Annotated in this window: 7 protein-coding genes and 1 CRISPR repeat array; of the genes, 4 read left to right on the plus strand and 3 right to left on the minus strand. The window is 41.0% G+C overall.

Going from position 1 to position 17,164, the window contains the following annotated elements; genetic code table 11:
• Positions 1 to 156: 156 nt before the first annotated feature.
• On the minus strand, positions 157 to 1,434 hold the full coding sequence (ahcY, locus tag RMZ43_RS07265) for an adenosylhomocysteinase (RefSeq protein ID WP_322648952.1): 1,278 nt from the start codon (positions 1,432 to 1,434) through the stop codon (positions 157 to 159).
• 383 nt (positions 1,435 to 1,817) lie between these two features.
• Here ahcY and RMZ43_RS07270 point away from each other — a divergent pair, with 383 nt between their 5' ends.
• The 4 genes from RMZ43_RS07270 (at position 1,818) to RMZ43_RS07285 (ending at position 8,909) form a co-directional block, all read left to right on the plus strand.
• Complete coding sequence (locus RMZ43_RS07270) at positions 1,818 to 3,482, plus strand: mechanosensitive ion channel family protein (RefSeq protein WP_416212077.1); 1,665 nt, start codon at positions 1,818 to 1,820, stop codon at positions 3,480 to 3,482.
• Between the two features lie 244 nt (positions 3,483 to 3,726).
• Positions 3,727 to 7,050 carry an efflux RND transporter permease subunit gene (locus RMZ43_RS07275; protein WP_322655317.1) on the plus strand — a complete coding sequence of 1,108 codons (3,324 nt, stop codon included), beginning with the start codon at positions 3,727 to 3,729 and terminating at the stop codon, positions 7,048 to 7,050.
• Positions 7,051 to 7,342: 292 nt separating this feature from the next.
• On the plus strand, positions 7,343 to 7,780 hold the full coding sequence (locus tag RMZ43_RS07280) for a DUF6918 family protein (protein WP_322648950.1): 438 nt from the start codon (positions 7,343 to 7,345) through the stop codon (positions 7,778 to 7,780).
• Positions 7,781 to 7,994: 214 nt separating this feature from the next.
• Positions 7,995 to 8,909, plus strand: coding sequence for a M23 family metallopeptidase (locus tag RMZ43_RS07285; RefSeq protein WP_322655318.1), 915 nt, complete (start codon positions 7,995 to 7,997; stop codon positions 8,907 to 8,909).
• Positions 8,910 to 8,959: 50 nt separating this feature from the next.
• Positions 8,960 to 14,368: a CRISPR direct-repeat array (repeat unit 37 nt; unit sequence GTTTCAATCCCTAATAGGGATTTTAGTTGATTGCAAT).
• A 366-nt stretch (positions 14,369 to 14,734) separates the two neighbouring features.
• On the opposite strand, the gene RMZ43_RS07290 is transcribed toward RMZ43_RS07285, so the two are convergent.
• Together RMZ43_RS07290 and RMZ43_RS07295 are read right to left on the minus strand one after the other, a co-directional pair.
• Entirely contained in the window at positions 14,735 to 15,502 is a 768-nt protein-coding gene (locus RMZ43_RS07290; protein WP_322652679.1) for a circadian clock KaiB family protein, read from the minus strand.
• 238 nt (positions 15,503 to 15,740) lie between these two features.
• A complete protein-coding gene (locus RMZ43_RS07295) occupies positions 15,741 to 17,012 on the minus strand; it encodes a type IV pilus twitching motility protein PilT (protein WP_322652678.1) in 1,272 nt (423 codons plus the stop codon).
• Positions 17,013 to 17,164 lie beyond the last annotated feature (152 nt).

The following is a 17,164-nucleotide window of genomic DNA, read 5'->3' on the forward strand; positions in this document are numbered from 1 at the left end:
ATAGTAATCTAAATCATATCTTACCTAATTTTTTAAGTAAGCTGTTACACTTTACGCTCTCTGCATCTATGCAGATTCCGCTTGCAGTCTGCGCGAAACACAAAAAAAGGGATAAGCCCAAAAGCCCATCCCCCAAAAAATCAACTAATCAATGTATTAAGTTCCACTTGTCCAAGAATTAATGTACTCAATTTGATCTGGTGTTAGGCTATCAATCGTGATACCAATAGCCTGCAACTTCAAACGAGCAATTTCTTGATCGACTTCAACCGGAATTGAGTGCAAACCGGGTTGCAACTTACCCTTATTCTTCACCAGGAATTCACAAGCCAAAGCTTGGTTCGCAAAACTCATATCCATAACTGCGCTGGGGTGTCCTTCAGCCGCAGCTAGGTTAATCAAGCGTCCTTGTCCGAGAACGACTACTGATTTACCATTTTTCAACTTGTACTCTTCAGTAAAAGGACGAACTTCTTTGATTTCCTTAGCTTGTGCAGCCAAGTATTTCAAATCAAGTTCCAAATCAAAGTGACCTGAGTTACAAACGATCGCACCGTCTTTCATGACATCGAAGTGTTCCCCACGAACGACGTGCTTGTTACCAGTCACAGTGATAAATATATCACCTTGGGGTGCAGCTTCAGCCATTGGCAGGACGCGGAAACCATCCATTACGGCTTCAATTGCCTTGATGGGGTCGATTTCGGTGACGATGACGTTAGCACCCATTCCACGGGCGCGGAGGGCTGTACCTTTACCACACCAGCCATAACCGACGACAACAACGTTCTTCCCAGCCAACAAAATATTTGTGGCGCGGATAATGCCATCTAGGGTTGATTGCCCAGTACCATAGCGATTATCAAAGAAGTGCTTGGTGTCAGCGTCGTTGACGTTGACTGCGGGGAAGGTAAGAACGCCTTCTTTAAACATGGCGCGTAACCTGACGATCCCGGTAGTGGTTTCTTCGGTGCTACCAATCAAATCAGCGATTTGGTGTTGGCGTTGTTGTACCAGAGTTGCAACTACATCGCTACCGTCATCAACAATAATGTTGGGGCGATGATCTAAAGCTATTTGGACGTGGCGGTTATAAGTTGCGTTATCTTCGCCTTTTTGAGCAAAGACGGGAATTTCATGATCGACGACGAGACTAGCGGCTACGTCATCTTGCGTTGATAAAGGATTGCTAGCAATTAAAAGCGCATCTGCACCACCGGCTTTCAGAGCGATCGCCAAGTGTGCTGTTTCTGTTGTAATGTGGGCGCAAGCTACAAGGCGTAAACCAGCAAAGGGTTTCTCGATAGCAAAGCGATCGCGGATTTGCCGCAAAACTGGCATTTCGCGTCCAGCCCATTCAATACGCTGTCTACCCAAGGCAGCTAGGCCGAGGTCTTTAACCTCGTGCTTTAATCGGGGAGAAGTTGCGGTCATCAAAAGTTACCTCAAAAAATAAAAAAAGCTACGTAAATTTTACGCACTCTACTAGGTTATTCTACGACTGCTGATTTTTGCTTATATGCAAATCATTAGTCAATAGTCTTCAAAACTAGCTTGACGTTTGATCGGCGGAATGTCAACTTTATCCCCAGGTTCTTCCTTTTTGTTTTATCTTTGGAAAAAGTAAGACTTTCTAACTCTAGGTGCTGATTTTAAATGTATTGTCATCTGTCTATAGATATAAAGTAAATAAAAAAACATCAAAATTTCATCGTCTCAAAGTAAAACCTCAACTTTAGATAGGTACATCTACCCAAAGTAATTACGCAGGATAGTTAAAGTAATGATTAATAGATTTTACTCAAGGAGGTGTTTGAGTGCGCTTTCAATTTTTGGCGTTGGCTTTGCCCGCCGTAGGCATCGCTAGTTCAATGGCCATAGCCGTTGTATCTGTACCAAAAGCCACAGCCCAGATTCCTTCATTACCGCAGCTGCTACCATCTCCCAACAGTGTGAGTAATGATGCAAATAATAAACTTGTTACAGGCTGGATTTATTTAGATGGTCGTCGGTTATTTCAGATAGCGGCATCAAGAAGCAACTTTCCTGAACGTTCAGAAGATATCCAAAAGAAATTGGAGAAAATTGCCAAAAATTACTTTCAATCATCAGCAAAAACACCAGTCAATGTAGAAATTCGCAAAGTAAACGAATTACCAGTAATTTATGTTAACGACCAATACCTGATGACCATTACTTCTGAGGATGCTGGACTCAGAGAGGTAGATATGTGGACATCGGCAAATCAAATCAAAGAATCGTTACAAGAAGACTTGCAACAAGCAAAGCAAGAAAGACAAACTCAATTTTTAATCGACCAAGGCAAAATTGCTGCGGGCATTGGACTAACAATGATTGTGATGAGTTGGGGGGTATATAGCTGGCAAAGGCGTTCTAAAAACGATGTAGTACACCCCCTTACCTCCCAACCGCCCAGAGGATCGCTACCAACAGCAGCAGCTCAACCAATTGCAACACAACTGAATCAACAGCAACATCGACATATTCAAGAAGTCAAAAGACGATTGTTTCAGCTAACTCAAGCCGGAATTTGGGGAGGTGGAAGTTTCTTTATTTTGGGTCTATTTCCCTATACACGACCATTTCAGGTAGGCATTCTCACAGCTGCCCAATTTCCTTTGCGATTAGGTGTTGTGTTCTTGGGAACTTACGTAGCAATCCGTCTCATCTATGCCCTCATTGACCGCTTCACCACCACTTTGATTAGCAGTGGTGCTTTATTGACTCCAGAAAGTTCTGAACGCTTGAGACTGAGAGTTTCCACGTTTTCTGGCGTGACTAAAAGCATTGCTACTGGTATCTGCGTAGGAGTAGCTTTCTTGCTAGCGCTGGTGTCATTGGGGATAGATATCGTTCCCTTGCTAGCGGGTGCGAGTTTAGTTGGTGTTGCAGTGTCTCTAGCTTCGCAAAACTTAATTAAAGATGCGATTAACGGTTTTCTGATTATTTTAGAAGACCAATACGCTTTAGGCGATGTGATTAATGTAGGAGACGTAGGAGGCTTGGTAGAAAATCTAAATCTACGGATGACTCAAGTGCGAGATTCCGAAGGGCGCTTGATCACAATTCCCAATGGTGAAATTAAAGTTGTTGCCAATCTTTCTAGCCGTTGGTCACGAGCCGATTTAACGATCCCCATTGCCTACCAAGCCGATATTGAAAAGGCTTTGAAGTTGATTGAAAGTATTGGTTTTGACATGGATAAAGATCCGCAATGGGAGCGTCAAATTCTGGAAACACCACAAGTTTTGGGAATAGATCAATTTGGCGATCGCGGTTTGATTATTCGTGTATGGATTAAAACACAGCCCCTTAAACAATGGGAGGTAGCACGGGAGTTTCGCCGCCGCCTGAAAGTTGCCCTAGACGAAGCTGGAATTTCCATTTCTGTACCTCAACAAGCAATTTGGGTCAATGATGAGCAATTGTTAAATTTTCAGAGTAATGGCAAATCTAATTAGAAATTTGGATTCATTACCAGATTTTTCAGTTAATTAAACCAAACCTTGCTCGAAGAGGCAGGGGAGCAGAGGGGACAAGGTGACAAAAGTTTAGAACTTCCAACAAGTCTTTCCCCTTGTCCCCAATTCTCCTTGTCGTCTTTCCCACTCCCCAATTTTGTGCGATCGCTAACACTAAACCTTAATAATCCTTATATTAATAAAAAGCTACTACCTCACTAACAAGTCTTGAATTCCCTAATTTATGTTTGTCAATACCTTCATCAGACGTCCAGTCCTGACGACGGTCTGCACGTTCATTATTTTGCTGCTGGGGAGTATTTGTATTCCGATCCTTCCCATTTCTCAGCTACCGGATCTCGCCCCAGTGCAAATTACCGTTAGCTCTAACAATACTGGTGCAGATGCTCAAACAACAGAAAATACTGTCACCAACATTATTGAGCGACAAATTAATGGTGTTAAAGATGTATCCTATATATCTTCTAATACGGGTAATGATGGTTCTAGCAATATAACTGTATCCTTCCCAACTAATGTTAATAGCGATATTGCTCAAGTAAACGTTCAAAATAAAGAAGCTCTTGCTTCACCGCAATTGCCAGATACTATTCAACGAACAGGTGTTACTGTTGAAACGGCATCAAGCAGTCTGCTGCTCGTCTATGGATTTTACTCAGACAATAATGACTATGACAACATTTTTATCAGCAACTATGTCGATCTGTATATTCTCGATCAGATCAAACGGCTTCCGGGTGTAGGAAAAGCTACAATTTTTGGAGAACGCAAATATGCCATGCGTCTCTGGCTTGATCCTAACAAGCTTGCCCAACATCAACTAACTCCTCAAGATGTGACAACTGCCCTGCAAGAACAAAATATTCAGGTGGGTGCAGGAGCGATTGGTAAGGAACCAGCGCCAGATAATCAAAGCTTTGAATTTGCTTTACGAGCAACCAGTCGATTTAAAGATGCGGCTGAATTTGAAGATATGGTGCTGAAGGTGACTCAAGGTGGTACTAATAGCACTACCACTACTAATAGCACCACTAATAGCACCTTAATTAAGGTCAGAGATGTCGGTCGAGTTGAACTAGGAGCAGAAAGCTATCTTGCTGATGCCAAATTCACCATCCCAGGAAATGCTCCCAAGCCAGCCGTGGGTTTGGGGATATATCAACTTCCGGGTAGTAATGCCTTGGACGTTGCCCATGCTGTTGAAGAGCAAATCGTAAGACTAGAGAAGAGTTTTCCACCTGGACTAAAAGCACAGTTGGCATTTGATACGACTCCATTTGTAGAAATTTCTCTAGAAGAAGTTCTACACACTTTGGTTGAAGCGATTATCTTGGTAGTCTTAGTAATTTTCGTCTTTTTGCAAGACTGGCGTACCACGATTATTCCCACTGTGGCGATCCCCGTTTCCCTAATTGGGACATGCGCGGCTTTGTTGGTTTTGGGATTTCAGATTAATACACTGACATTATTTGGTTTCGTTCTGGCGATCGGTATTGTCGTTGATGATGCCATTATTGTGGTAGAGGCAGTTGCAGTCAAACTAGAGCAAGGCATGAGGCCCTTTGAGGCAGCCGTCGAAGCCATGAAGGAGTTAACCGGGGCAATTATTGCCACTTCACTTGTACTTATGGCGGTATTCATTCCAGTTGCATTCATTCCGGGTACTACTGGGATTGTCTACAAACAATTTGCGTTAACCGTTGCTTGCTCCATTGGCATCTCGACCTTCAACGCCTTAACCTTCTCTCCGAGTATGGCAGCCATTCTCATGCGCCCTGCTCAGACTCCACGGGGCCCTTTGGGGTGGTTTTTTACGCAGTTTAATCGGGGATTTGCTTGGTTCACACGGCGATATGTCAGGTTTATTAGCTACCTTACCCATATCAAGCCGATTGTAATTGGGGTTTTTATAACTGGTTTACTAGCAACGGTTTTGATGTACAGAGCAGTGCCTACCGGATTTATTCCAGAAGAAGATCAGGGGTACTTCTTTGTAATTGTCCAGGGGCCAGACGGGGTTTCTTTGAAATACACTGAATCTGTTATGGATCGGGTTGTCAAAGAAGTAACATCGGTTCCTGAAGTTAGAGCTAGTTTTATGATCAGTGGTTTTGGTTTCGATGGTAATGCTTCTAATTTAGGCATTGCCTTTGCTAACCTAAAACCCTGGAAAGAGAGAGCTAAAGAATCTGAGTCGGTCTATGGAATACTTCAGAGGGTGAACAAAAAGCTCTCTACAATTACAGATGCTAGAGCGATCGCTGTAAATGCTCCTCCAGTTAGAGGGTTAAGTACTACAGGTGGTTTTGAGTTTATCATTCAAGACCGAACCGGTAGTGCGCCGATTCAAACCTTGGTTGATACTGCTCAAAAGTTTATTGGTGCGGCTAATAAAAACCCTGCTCTCCAACGAGTCTTCACTCAGTTCACCGCAGACACTCCTCAGTTTGACATCCAAGTGAACCGCAACCAAGCTAAAGCTCTCAACGTCGAACTCAACGATATCTTTGGGACATTGCAAAGTTACTTGGGGTCGCAATATGTGAATGACTTTGTGCAGGGACAGCGACAGTATCGAGTATATGTCCAAGCAGATGGGGTTTTCCGCTCTAATCCAGATGATATTGGCAAGCTGTATGTTCGCTCTGCAAGCGGGGCAATGATTCCCTTGAGCAATCTAGTGAAAGTGACTCCCTTTGTAGGGCCGAAAACCATCGCCCATTACAACTTGTACAGGTCAATCAAAATCCAAGGCGCTCCGGCTCCTGGTGCTAGTTCTGGACAGGCGATTAAAGCGATGGAGCAACTAGCAGCAGAGATGTTACCTCAAGGGTTTGGTTATGAATGGACAGGGACTTATCTTCAAGAAAAGACATCTGGGGGAGCTACGGGCTTGATTTTTGCCTTAGCGATCGTTATTGTCTTTCTGGTGCTATCTGCTCAGTATGAAAGCTACATTGACCCAATCATTATTTTGCTGACAGTTCCCTTAGCAGTTTTGGGAGCAATGACGGCAATTTGGCTACGTTCCAACATTTTCATGGCAGGTAGCCTCTTCCCGAAAGTGGTAGATGATATCTATTGCCAGGTGGGTTTGGTGACTTTGATTGGTTTAGCTGCCAAAAATGCGATTTTGGTTGTGGAATTTGCCAATCAGCTGCATGAGCAAGGCATGAGCTACACACGGGCGGCGGTGAAAGCAGGGCAAGAACGTCTGCGACCTATTTTAATGACTTCCTTTGCCGCGCTGTTAGGATTTTTGCCCTTGGTCATCTCTCAAGGGGCTGGAGCCAGCAGCCGTTGGTCTTTAGGAACAGCGCTCTTTGGGGGGCTGATGCTTTCAACGTTCTTGAGTTTGTTCTTAGTACCAATTTTGTATATTTTGGTTAAGAGCTTGGCTCAGGCTATATTTTATCAGAAGCGATCGGGTGGCTCAAAACCTCCAGATTCTCCAAATGGAGCTTCGGGATCTGAACATAGAGTTTTGCCTACTGCCTCAAGTCAGCCAGAGACACAGCTCAGGTCTCAGCAAGATGGGATAACCTGATTCCCTTAAGTCTTCCCCTTAAAAGGGACTTTAAGAGATTCTTAGCCCCCCAATTTATCGGGGGGTTGAGAGCATCTAAGACTTGAAAAAAACGCACTAGGGGATGAAGTCAACTAAAGAACGATAGCCAATGCTAACTTTTGACACCAATGGATTTCTATTGCCTCCTACAAAAGGGCTATATTCGTTATGTTCATAACATCCTCTAACTCTGATACCATTTTCTGTAATTTCCTGCTTGCTAAAAAAATTAGTCGAATAGAAATTAAGTACTTAGATAAGGAAAAGTGAAATGGGACTTAACGACGGACTTTCAAACCCGACCAAAAAGGCTATGGTCATAGATGACTGTTGCAACATGATAGAGGGACAGCTTGCATCTAAGTCAGGCATGAGCGGCATCGCTTTAAAAACTGCCTTCGCCGCCCTGAAGGGGATCAAACCAGGGTATATCCCCTACGTCGTTGAGCAGATCCTGCCACAATGCTTCATAGCACTTGATCCAATTTGGAGTGAAGGCGTACAGAAAGGCAATCCAATTGAATACCTGAATGCGAATCGTTCGCAAACGGCAGACGCGCTACTTGGTGTTACCGATGCTAGAGTCAAGAACGCCAAGCGCCAAATCGTGCGAGGAACCTATGAAAAACTTCGCGGTTCAGCCAAAAAGCACGTAGAAGAAGCAGTGCCAGACTTAGCCAAAGTAATCGATAACTACACTAAGTCCTGAGCCAGAAGGGAAGAATCACAACAAACGTATGCCACCGTTCGATGCGTCGGTGGCTGACATACGGTGAAAAGATTACACTTGTAAGACCAAGGTGTTTGTCCAGGGTCTTGGGTTATATATGTATCTGCTAAATTTCCTGATATTTACCGAGTCAGCTTGAAAGAGCAAATAATCAGAAACTATCTGAATTATTGTTTGAATAAACTTCCAATTTATGAAAAAAGTTACCGTTTATCGATACCGCACTTATGGATTAATTGGGTTAATATCCTTAACCGCCGTACTAAGTACAAGTACACTTGCCCTAACACAGCTAGCGGATGATTCCCCAGTTGGGCAAACTCCCATCCCTGCTTCTAACTTAATCTGGCCAACTCAAGGATTTATTTCTCAAGGCTTCCGCAAATATCAACATGAAGGGATTGATATTGCAGGGACATCTGGAACTCCTATTGTTGCTGCTGCATCTGGTACAGTCATCAAAGCAGGTTGGGATAATTGGGGATTAGGCAATGCTATAACTATTAAACATCTTGACGGCAGTACTACTGTTTATGGTCACAATCGCCGTTTGTTGGTGAGCAAAGATCAACAGGTCATTCAAGGTCAAATTATTGCTGAAATGGGATCTACAGGCAATAGTACAGCGCCTCATCTGCACTTTGAAGTTCATCCAAATGGTCGAATAGCGGTTGACCCCCTTCGTCTGTTAACATCCTTAACTGCAAGTGTTGCTTCTGCTTCTAAAGTTCAGCAAGTGGATAACCAGAACCACCCAGTCTCGACACCCCCAGGAGCAAAGCAAATTTCACTTTCACAGCCAATTTCAATAGGTTTTGCACCTGCTAGCACTGATACTAAATGCAATGGAGTTACCATTATTGAGGGTGAGACTGCAAGTATTCGGGTAAAAGTCTGTGAAGAAAATGGTCAGTTATTTTATATTGGACAGTTGAAACAAGACCCAAACAAGCCTATAAAAATCGCGGCTTTAAATATTGGCGAAGGCAGATATCGAGCAGACAATGGCAGTTTTTATTATTTAGTCAGCCCTGAAAAAGTGGAAGTTTGGCGAAATGGAACTCAGATGCGTTCTGACAGATTTTATAATTTAACAAAATTGCCATAATGCAATTTATAAATGCCATATTTCGTACTAGCGTCGTGCCAAACCTCAGTTTTACAATCCCTGATAGGGATTTTAGTTGATTGCAAATCAGGAAATGGATGGTAAAAATATTCATTATCAAGTTTCAATCCCTAATAGGGATTTTAGTTGATTGCAATAATAGAGTTGCGTTTCTCGCCGTCATGAAATTCTTAGTTTCAATCCCTAATAGGGATTTTAGTTGATTGCAATTTTTCTTGCACAGAGCAGTGATGGTTTTGATATCTGTTTCAATCCCTAATAGGGATTTTAGTTGATTGCAATTCCGATTAATGGGAGTGAAAGCTTTGCTCAAGCTAAGTTTCAATCCCTAATAGGGATTTTAGTTGATTGCAATCAGAGACTTATGAATTTATTGATAAGTTCAGTGATTGGCTTGAAGTTTCAATCCCTAATAGGGATTTTAGTTGATTGCAATTTAGGATACATCCCTTATTTTGTTTGGCAGGAAGTAAAAGTTTCAATCCCTAATAGGGATTTTAGTTGATTGCAATGAAAGCCTTGTCGTAGACATCGCGGCTGCTCTCAACTGTTTCAATCCCTAATAGGGATTTTAGTTGATTGCAATTTTTACAGTGGGATGCGGGTTGGCGAAGTTGGTCGGGTGTTTCAATCCCTAATAGGGATTTTAGTTGATTGCAATATGTCTACGACAAGGCTTTCGCCAACGCATTACCTGTTTCAATCCCTAATAGGGATTTTAGTTGATTGCAATAAGCCTGAAGTTTCCAGCCCATCTACAGATAGCTGTTTCAATCCCTAATAGGGATTTTAGTTGATTGCAATATTAGCGACTACCTACTTTGTAGGTAATGAGTTAGTTTCAATCCCTAATAGGGATTTTAGTTGATTGCAATATCCAGTCCCACAGCCTCGGTTGACAGGTTAGGTTGTTTCAATCCCTAATAGGGATTTTAGTTGATTGCAATTGTGCATCAGAACTTGGTTAAAGAGGTCTTAGCTGTTTCAATCCCTAATAGGGATTTTAGTTGATTGCAATTTCCATCCTTTATCCTGAAATCGCATCTTCCAAATGTTTCAATCCCTAATAGGGATTTTAGTTGATTGCAATCTGCCATCTTTATTGGTTGCCGCAATCAGGGGGTTTCAATCCCTAATAGGGATTTTAGTTGATTGCAATATTTACAATCAAATTCGGATTCGGAAAGGAATGGAGGTTTCAATCCCTAATAGGGATTTTAGTTGATTGCAATCTCCTCGCTGTCATCGTCGTACTCCGTGAGCGCAGGTTTCAATCCCTAATAGGGATTTTAGTTGATTGCAATTCACAGCAAGTGTGCTGTTTTTTGGCAATTCGTTGGTTTCAATCCCTAATAGGGATTTTAGTTGATTGCAATTGAGTCAGGTCTTCATCAAGGGTTATGGTGGCAACGTTTCAATCCCTAATAGGGATTTTAGTTGATTGCAATTTTCATAGGTTTACGCCTCTTGCGTTGTATTTCTATTGTTTCAATCCCTAATAGGGATTTTAGTTGATTGCAATGATGTAGCTGAGATATTAATATATAATTGGGCTTTGTTTCAATCCCTAATAGGGATTTTAGTTGATTGCAATTTTGATTGAAGTTGCGATCGCACCTTAGGAATCTCGTTTCAATCCCTAATAGGGATTTTAGTTGATTGCAATATGCTTGTCAAAGGCATATTAGAATTATTTAATAATGTTTCAATCCCTAATAGGGATTTTAGTTGATTGCAATCCTGATTCGGGGGGCGAGAAAATATCTGATTGGAGTTTCAATCCCTAATAGGGATTTTAGTTGATTGCAATTTATCAATTGGGTATTGCTCAATTTTGTGAGGTTTCAATCCCTAATAGGGATTTTAGTTGATTGCAATCGATGTAGATAAACTCATCAAGAAGCTTCCTACCAGTTTCAATCCCTAATAGGGATTTTAGTTGATTGCAATGTCAGTGTTTCGATGTTATTAACGATATCTGCGGTCAAGTTTCAATCCCTAATAGGGATTTTAGTTGATTGCAATCATTGCCTACGATAATTATCGAGTTGGTGGGAACGGTTTCAATCCCTAATAGGGATTTTAGTTGATTGCAATTTATTTGGATCAGCCGTGCTTTCTGCGATCCGATGGTTTCAATCCCTAATAGGGATTTTAGTTGATTGCAATCTTGATAGTAGCAGCTTGCCTATTTTGCCAGTCTGCGTTTCAATCCCTAATAGGGATTTTAGTTGATTGCAATACAATATTTTGCAATGCCATAAAGATAGTTTCATTAGTTTCAATCCCTAATAGGGATTTTAGTTGATTGCAATGATTAGCATCAGGGGATTGCTTTATGTCTGCTGACTGGTTTCAATCCCTAATAGGGATTTTAGTTGATTGCAATGAAGAAGTGTTTAACTTGATAGCAAGTAATAATTCTGTTTCAATCCCTAATAGGGATTTTAGTTGATTGCAATATATGGATTTAGAATATCGAACCCGTACTGATACTGGTTTCAATCCCTAATAGGGATTTTAGTTGATTGCAATCCATTATGCTTAAACTCATGCCTTAGCTGCCTTTTTGTTTCAATCCCTAATAGGGATTTTAGTTGATTGCAATCGGCTTTATAGTGCCTGTGTAACTTGCTATAGCTTCTGCTGCCTTTTTGTTTCAATCCCTAATAGGGATTTTAGTTGATTGCAATGCGACCCATCCCCAATATCTACTACTTCATCCGCTTGTTTCAATCCCTAATAGGGATTTTAGTTGATTGCAATAGTTTTGCCTATGGGCCAACACTGGACTAGGCAAGTTTCAATCCCTAATAGGGATTTTAGTTGATTGCAATCATACACACATCTGGGGAGTAAATACAGTAAATACAATGGATGTTTCAATCCCTAATAGGGATTTTAGTTGATTGCAATTCAAGATGAGTATTCCGATTGAGTATCAAGATTTGTTTCAATCCCTAATAGGGATTTTAGTTGATTGCAATCAGGCACTTTATAAAAGAGAATGCCGTTATCGCTTTCCAGGTAGTTTCAATCCCTAATAGGGATTTTAGTTGATTGCAATCAGCGCATTCATCATTGCAGGGTGATTAGATTTAGTTTCAATCCCTAATAGGGATTTTAGTTGATTGCAATTGCCATTAAAACTCTCTCCCCCTTTACCCAGACAGTTTCAATCCCTAATAGGGATTTTAGTTGATTGCAATACAAAGATTAGTTGCGACTAACTAAGGATTAATAAGTTTCAATCCCTAATAGGGATTTTAGTTGATTGCAATGCAAAGGAAAAAATGGGTAAATTCAAAGTATTTGTTTCAATCCCTAATAGGGATTTTAGTTGATTGCAATGTAATCCCAATATTCCTTGGGCGTTTAGATTAGGTACTGGTTTCAATCCCTAATAGGGATTTTAGTTGATTGCAATTAGTAGCGCTAGCGACATTGCCACTGCTTACAAGTTTCAATCCCTAATAGGGATTTTAGTTGATTGCAATCCAAAGATAAGCAGAGATTAGCAGATAGTTTAAGTTTCAATCCCTAATAGGGATTTTAGTTGATTGCAATAAGAACTTTATCCACCACAGATAAAGATACAATCACTGTTTCAATCCCTAATAGGGATTTTAGTTGATTGCAATTTGCCAGAATTGACCAGCGCAACCCATTCCACCGCAAGGTTTCAATCCCTAATAGGGATTTTAGTTGATTGCAATTGTACTTTTTAATAGCACCTGACTTCATTAGCTTGTTTCAATCCCTAATAGGGATTTTAGTTGATTGCAATATATAGTTAAATTTAATTTACAAGTGAAGTTAAAGTGTTTCAATCCCTAATAGGGATTTTAGTTGATTGCAATCTTAAAAAATTGAATATTCAAGATGATCAGATAGGTTTCAATCCCTAATAGGGATTTTAGTTGATTGCAATTCAGATTTAGTAGGAGAGCCAGTAGGTATAGTGTTTCAATCCCTAATAGGGATTTTAGTTGATTGCAATTACGAAATTAATGATAATGCAATCCGCTTTGAAGGTTTCAATCCCTAATAGGGATTTTAGTTGATTGCAATCTTTATATATCCCATCCCTACCCATCCATAGGGAGTAAGGTTTCAATCCCTAATAGGGATTTTAGTTGATTGCAATAAGCTTTTTTGAACATCAATGTAGCTCCTCTATAAGTTTCAATCCCTAATAGGGATTTTAGTTGATTGCAATCTATTGGAGGGGAGTTTAAATTAGCTGTTAATCGTTTCAATCCCTAATAGGGATTTTAGTTGATTGCAATTGATGATATTCAAGTGGTTGAAAGTGCGATCGCTCGTTTCAATCCCTAATAGGGATTTTAGTTGATTGCAATCTTCTTGAGTTTGTATATAGTCTGTATACAGATTGTTTCAATCCCTAATAGGGATTTTAGTTGATTGCAATCCATCGTTAGCCGTATATACAAAGTACTTTTTGCGTTTCAATCCCTAATAGGGATTTTAGTTGATTGCAATGCATCGTTAATTGACTTAATATTGAGTCAACGGGTTTCAATCCCTAATAGGGATTTTAGTTGATTGCAATTTGTCTTTCCATACAAGCAAAGGATGCTCTAATGTAAGTTTCAATCCCTAATAGGGATTTTAGTTGATTGCAATCATAACGGTATCTGGTACAGCGTTGAAATTCCGCGTTTCAATCCCTAATAGGGATTTTAGTTGATTGCAATTTCATCCAACAAGGGGATTATTTCTGATTGTGTTGTTTCAATCCCTAATAGGGATTTTAGTTGATTGCAATTGACCTTCTGTTATTTTGCCGCTAGCAGCATTGTTTCAATCCCTAATAGGGATTTTAGTTGATTGCAATATCGTAGTGGTGCGGGTTCCGCGTTGTTGTTTCGTTTCAATCCCTAATAGGGATTTTAGTTGATTGCAATCTATGGTTAGGCAATATCTCATCTAATTTAGATTGGTTTCAATCCCTAATAGGGATTTTAGTTGATTGCAATGATACTCAACACCCAATTCAATACCATTACACTTAAGGTTTCAATCCCTAATAGGGATTTTAGTTGATTGCAATTCTGGGAAGAAAAATTACCCGCCGTAGTTGAAGAGTTTCAATCCCTAATAGGGATTTTAGTTGATTGCAATTTGGTCAGAGCTTTGTGTCGCGCCTGGGATTGGAGCAGTTTCAATCCCTAATAGGGATTTTAGTTGATTGCAATGGGTTCGACTCTCACCAAGCTGAGTACGTAGTAGGCAAGTTTCAATCCCTAATAGGGATTTTAGTTGATTGCAATATGAATCATCTACAGGAATATGGCTGATTCTGAATGTTTCAATCCCTAATAGGGATTTTAGTTGATTGCAATGTATACGAAAGTAATTTAGGCGTTAATGCCATTTTGTTTCAATCCCTAATAGGGATTTTAGTTGATTGCAATGCTGGCGTTTGAAAGTCTTGTGTTATTTGGTTTTCAAGGTTCAATAGCGCGGATAGGAAAATCATAACATGAGGAATGGCAATTGTGTTAAACGAAAATAGCTGAAAGCCAGTCCAAATAAGGTGCGCGGATGGTTTAAAGATTCTACAGCCGTCAAGTCCTCCCATATAAAGCAATTCAGCCATTTTTGTAGTCACTTCTTCACCAACACCTACCTATTCGCGCACTGGGCAATAAAACTAGTCTAATTGCAAAGCAGTTGATTATCCATAAGCTTAGTACAGACTTTCTTTGATTTCTAGCGAAAATAATTGTCAGCTATTAAATCTCTGCGTTTCACTTTCAATCTTTAATTCGTGATAAAATCTAAAATTTTTCCTTAGCAGCTAACATCTGTAAAATCTTTTCTACATGATCCAACTCTCCAACGATGCGCCGAATTGGGTGTGGCCAAACTTTGACAAGGGTAGGAGTTGCAGAAACCTGATTAAGTTCTGCTTGTTCTGGATGAGTTAAAACATCAATCACCTTCAAAGTATAAGGATGTCCCAGCGATCGCTCCAACAATTCGTGTAAATTTTGTAGAATGCGTTCGGTGGTACTGCTATGTCCAGCAACAAACAATCGCAGAACATAGCCTTGTGTGATGGCTTCCTTTTTTTGTACTATCACTGGTTGATGGTATTTTGGCACAGGTTCAGAAAGGTCTAAACGAACAATTAAATCGTGATCCTCCCAAAGCTGCGGGAATGAGGAACGATAACTTGTTAATACCATGCGATCGCACAACCCCTCTTGCCAAGGAGCTGCTTGCCATACTAACTCCCCTGTGGCGAAAATGGCATTAAGCAAAGCTTGATGTCTAATTACAGCCGGATAAGCTTCAGCAAAAGTACGCACTTCTTGAGTACGTGCATCTAACCAGTGATCGATAGTTGCAGTATAGCAAGGCACTAAAAAGTGCGGTGGCTCTGGTAAATCTAGGATTTCTTGCAAAGCCGAACACAAATGCAAATGCCATCTACCTTGCTTGCTAGGGTCGATGCAGTAAATTAAATCTCCTCCAGGTGTAAATAGGGCAATGCCTTTAAACAACTGGGGTGTAGATAGTTTGTTTGTCGTTAAATTATTCACAGAGGTTAAGAAGCTAAAAGTAAAAATTCTCTCTTTTACCTTTTACCTTAGCTATAACCGCAACCAGGATGACAAAGATATTTGAAAGTGGGGAGTAGGAGATGAGGAAGCAGAGGGGCAGGGGAGACAAGGGGACAATGGGACAAGGCGACTTAAATCAGAACTTGCAACAAGTGTTTCCCCTTATCCCCAATTCTCCTTGTCCCCAAGTTCTCTTTCCCATACCCCATGCCCAATCTTAAACTCGACCTCTGAGAAACTGTGCCATTTCGTTAGGAGTTGGTGACATTTCTAAAGCAGTCTCTTCAGTGATGCGACCGTCTTGATAGAGATTGAGCAATGACTGATTCATTGTAATCATGCCGTCAAAGCCAGCTTGTTTCATCAACTCGCCAATTTCATCATACTTACCATCTTTGATCCATTCTTTAATAGCTTCAGTATTGATCAGCACATCGTGGAAAGCAGCCCGTTTCCCGTCAGTTGTGCGGCATAAACCTTGGGCAATTACTGCCACCAAAGACTCAGATATTGCCACCCGCATTGCATCTTGTTCATCACCAGAGTAAAGATTGAGAATCCGCTCAATGGTTTTGACGGCGCTATTGGTGTGCAGGGTTCCCATAACTAAGTGACCAGTCTGAGCGGCTTTTAAGGCGGTGTTGACTGTTTCCTTATCCCGCATTTCCCCCACCAGAATCAAATCTGGATCTTCCCGCAAAGCTGCTTTCAAAGCGTTGTCAAATTTCCGGGTATGCATTCCCACTTCCCGTTGTTTGACTAAAGACTTGCGGCTTTGATGGATAAATTCTATTGGGTCTTCAATGGTGATGATATGCTTGGACATCTCCTTGTTGATGTAGTCAACCATCGCCGCCATTGTGGTGGACTTACCAGAACCAGTGGGCCCAGTCACTAAAATTAAACCTTTGTGATGATGGCAAATATCCCGAAAAACTGGAGGTAATCTTAACTGTTCCATAGTCAAGATTTTTAGCGGAATCAACCGCAACACCATTGCAGGCCCTTTAAGCGAGCCAAAAACATTAATCCGCACGCGAGCAAAGTCATATTGAGTTGCTCCGTCAAATTCTAGGTGTTCTTCAAAGCGCTGAATTTCTCCTTCACTCATCACCTCCCGTAACCAACTCATAAAAGCTTCTTTATCTGTTTCTGGATAATCCGTTGGTTGAATTTCTCCTCGGCTGCGGAAGCGAGGTACTTCGCCTACACCCAAGTGAATGTCAGAATATCCCTGATCGAAAGCTTCTCTGATTAACTTTGCTAAAGTCAGTTGGGAACTGCTGTTTTTAGGGGGAACTGAATTAGGTATTGGTGGTGGACTAACTGGACGATGACCTGCAACAGGCGCATTGCTATTCCTATCTGACATATCCAATGTTTGTGTCATCTGCCTCTGGGTACTAGAGGTTGGCGGTGGTGGTGGTGGCATTGGTGGCAGGTTACGTCCAGCTACAGAAGAATTTGATGGAGGCTGTGATTGTGTCATATATCTTCACATTTGGCAGTTAAAAAGTTGAATTAACGAGAAGTCAAGTCACTTACTTCGATGACTTTTGGAGAGTGCTTGCACCCGAGCTTTAGTGGTGATGAAATGGATTGAAACTCTAGAACTATGTTCAATCCATTTCATCCACTTCA

The organism is Nostoc sp. CmiVER01, from assembly GCF_034531135.2.
GTDB lineage: Bacteria > Cyanobacteriota > Cyanobacteriia > Cyanobacteriales > Nostocaceae > Nostoc.

Bases quoted from the DNA above. Each gene is read 5' to 3' on its own strand.
- ahcY (WP_322648952.1), bottom strand. From the start codon at position 1,434: ATGACCGCAACTTCTCCCCGATTAAAGCACGAGGTTAAAGACCTCGGC.
- RMZ43_RS07275 (WP_322655317.1), top strand. From the start codon at position 3,727: ATGTTTGTCAATACCTTCATCAGACGTCCAGTCCTGACGACGGTCTGC.
- RMZ43_RS07280 (WP_322648950.1), top strand. From the start codon at position 7,343: ATGGGACTTAACGACGGACTTTCAAACCCGACCAAAAAGGCTATGGTC.
- RMZ43_RS07285 (WP_322655318.1), top strand. From the start codon at position 7,995: ATGAAAAAAGTTACCGTTTATCGATACCGCACTTATGGATTAATTGGG.
- RMZ43_RS07295 (WP_322652678.1), bottom strand. From the start codon at position 17,012: ATGACACAATCACAGCCTCCATCAAATTCTTCTGTAGCTGGACGTAAC.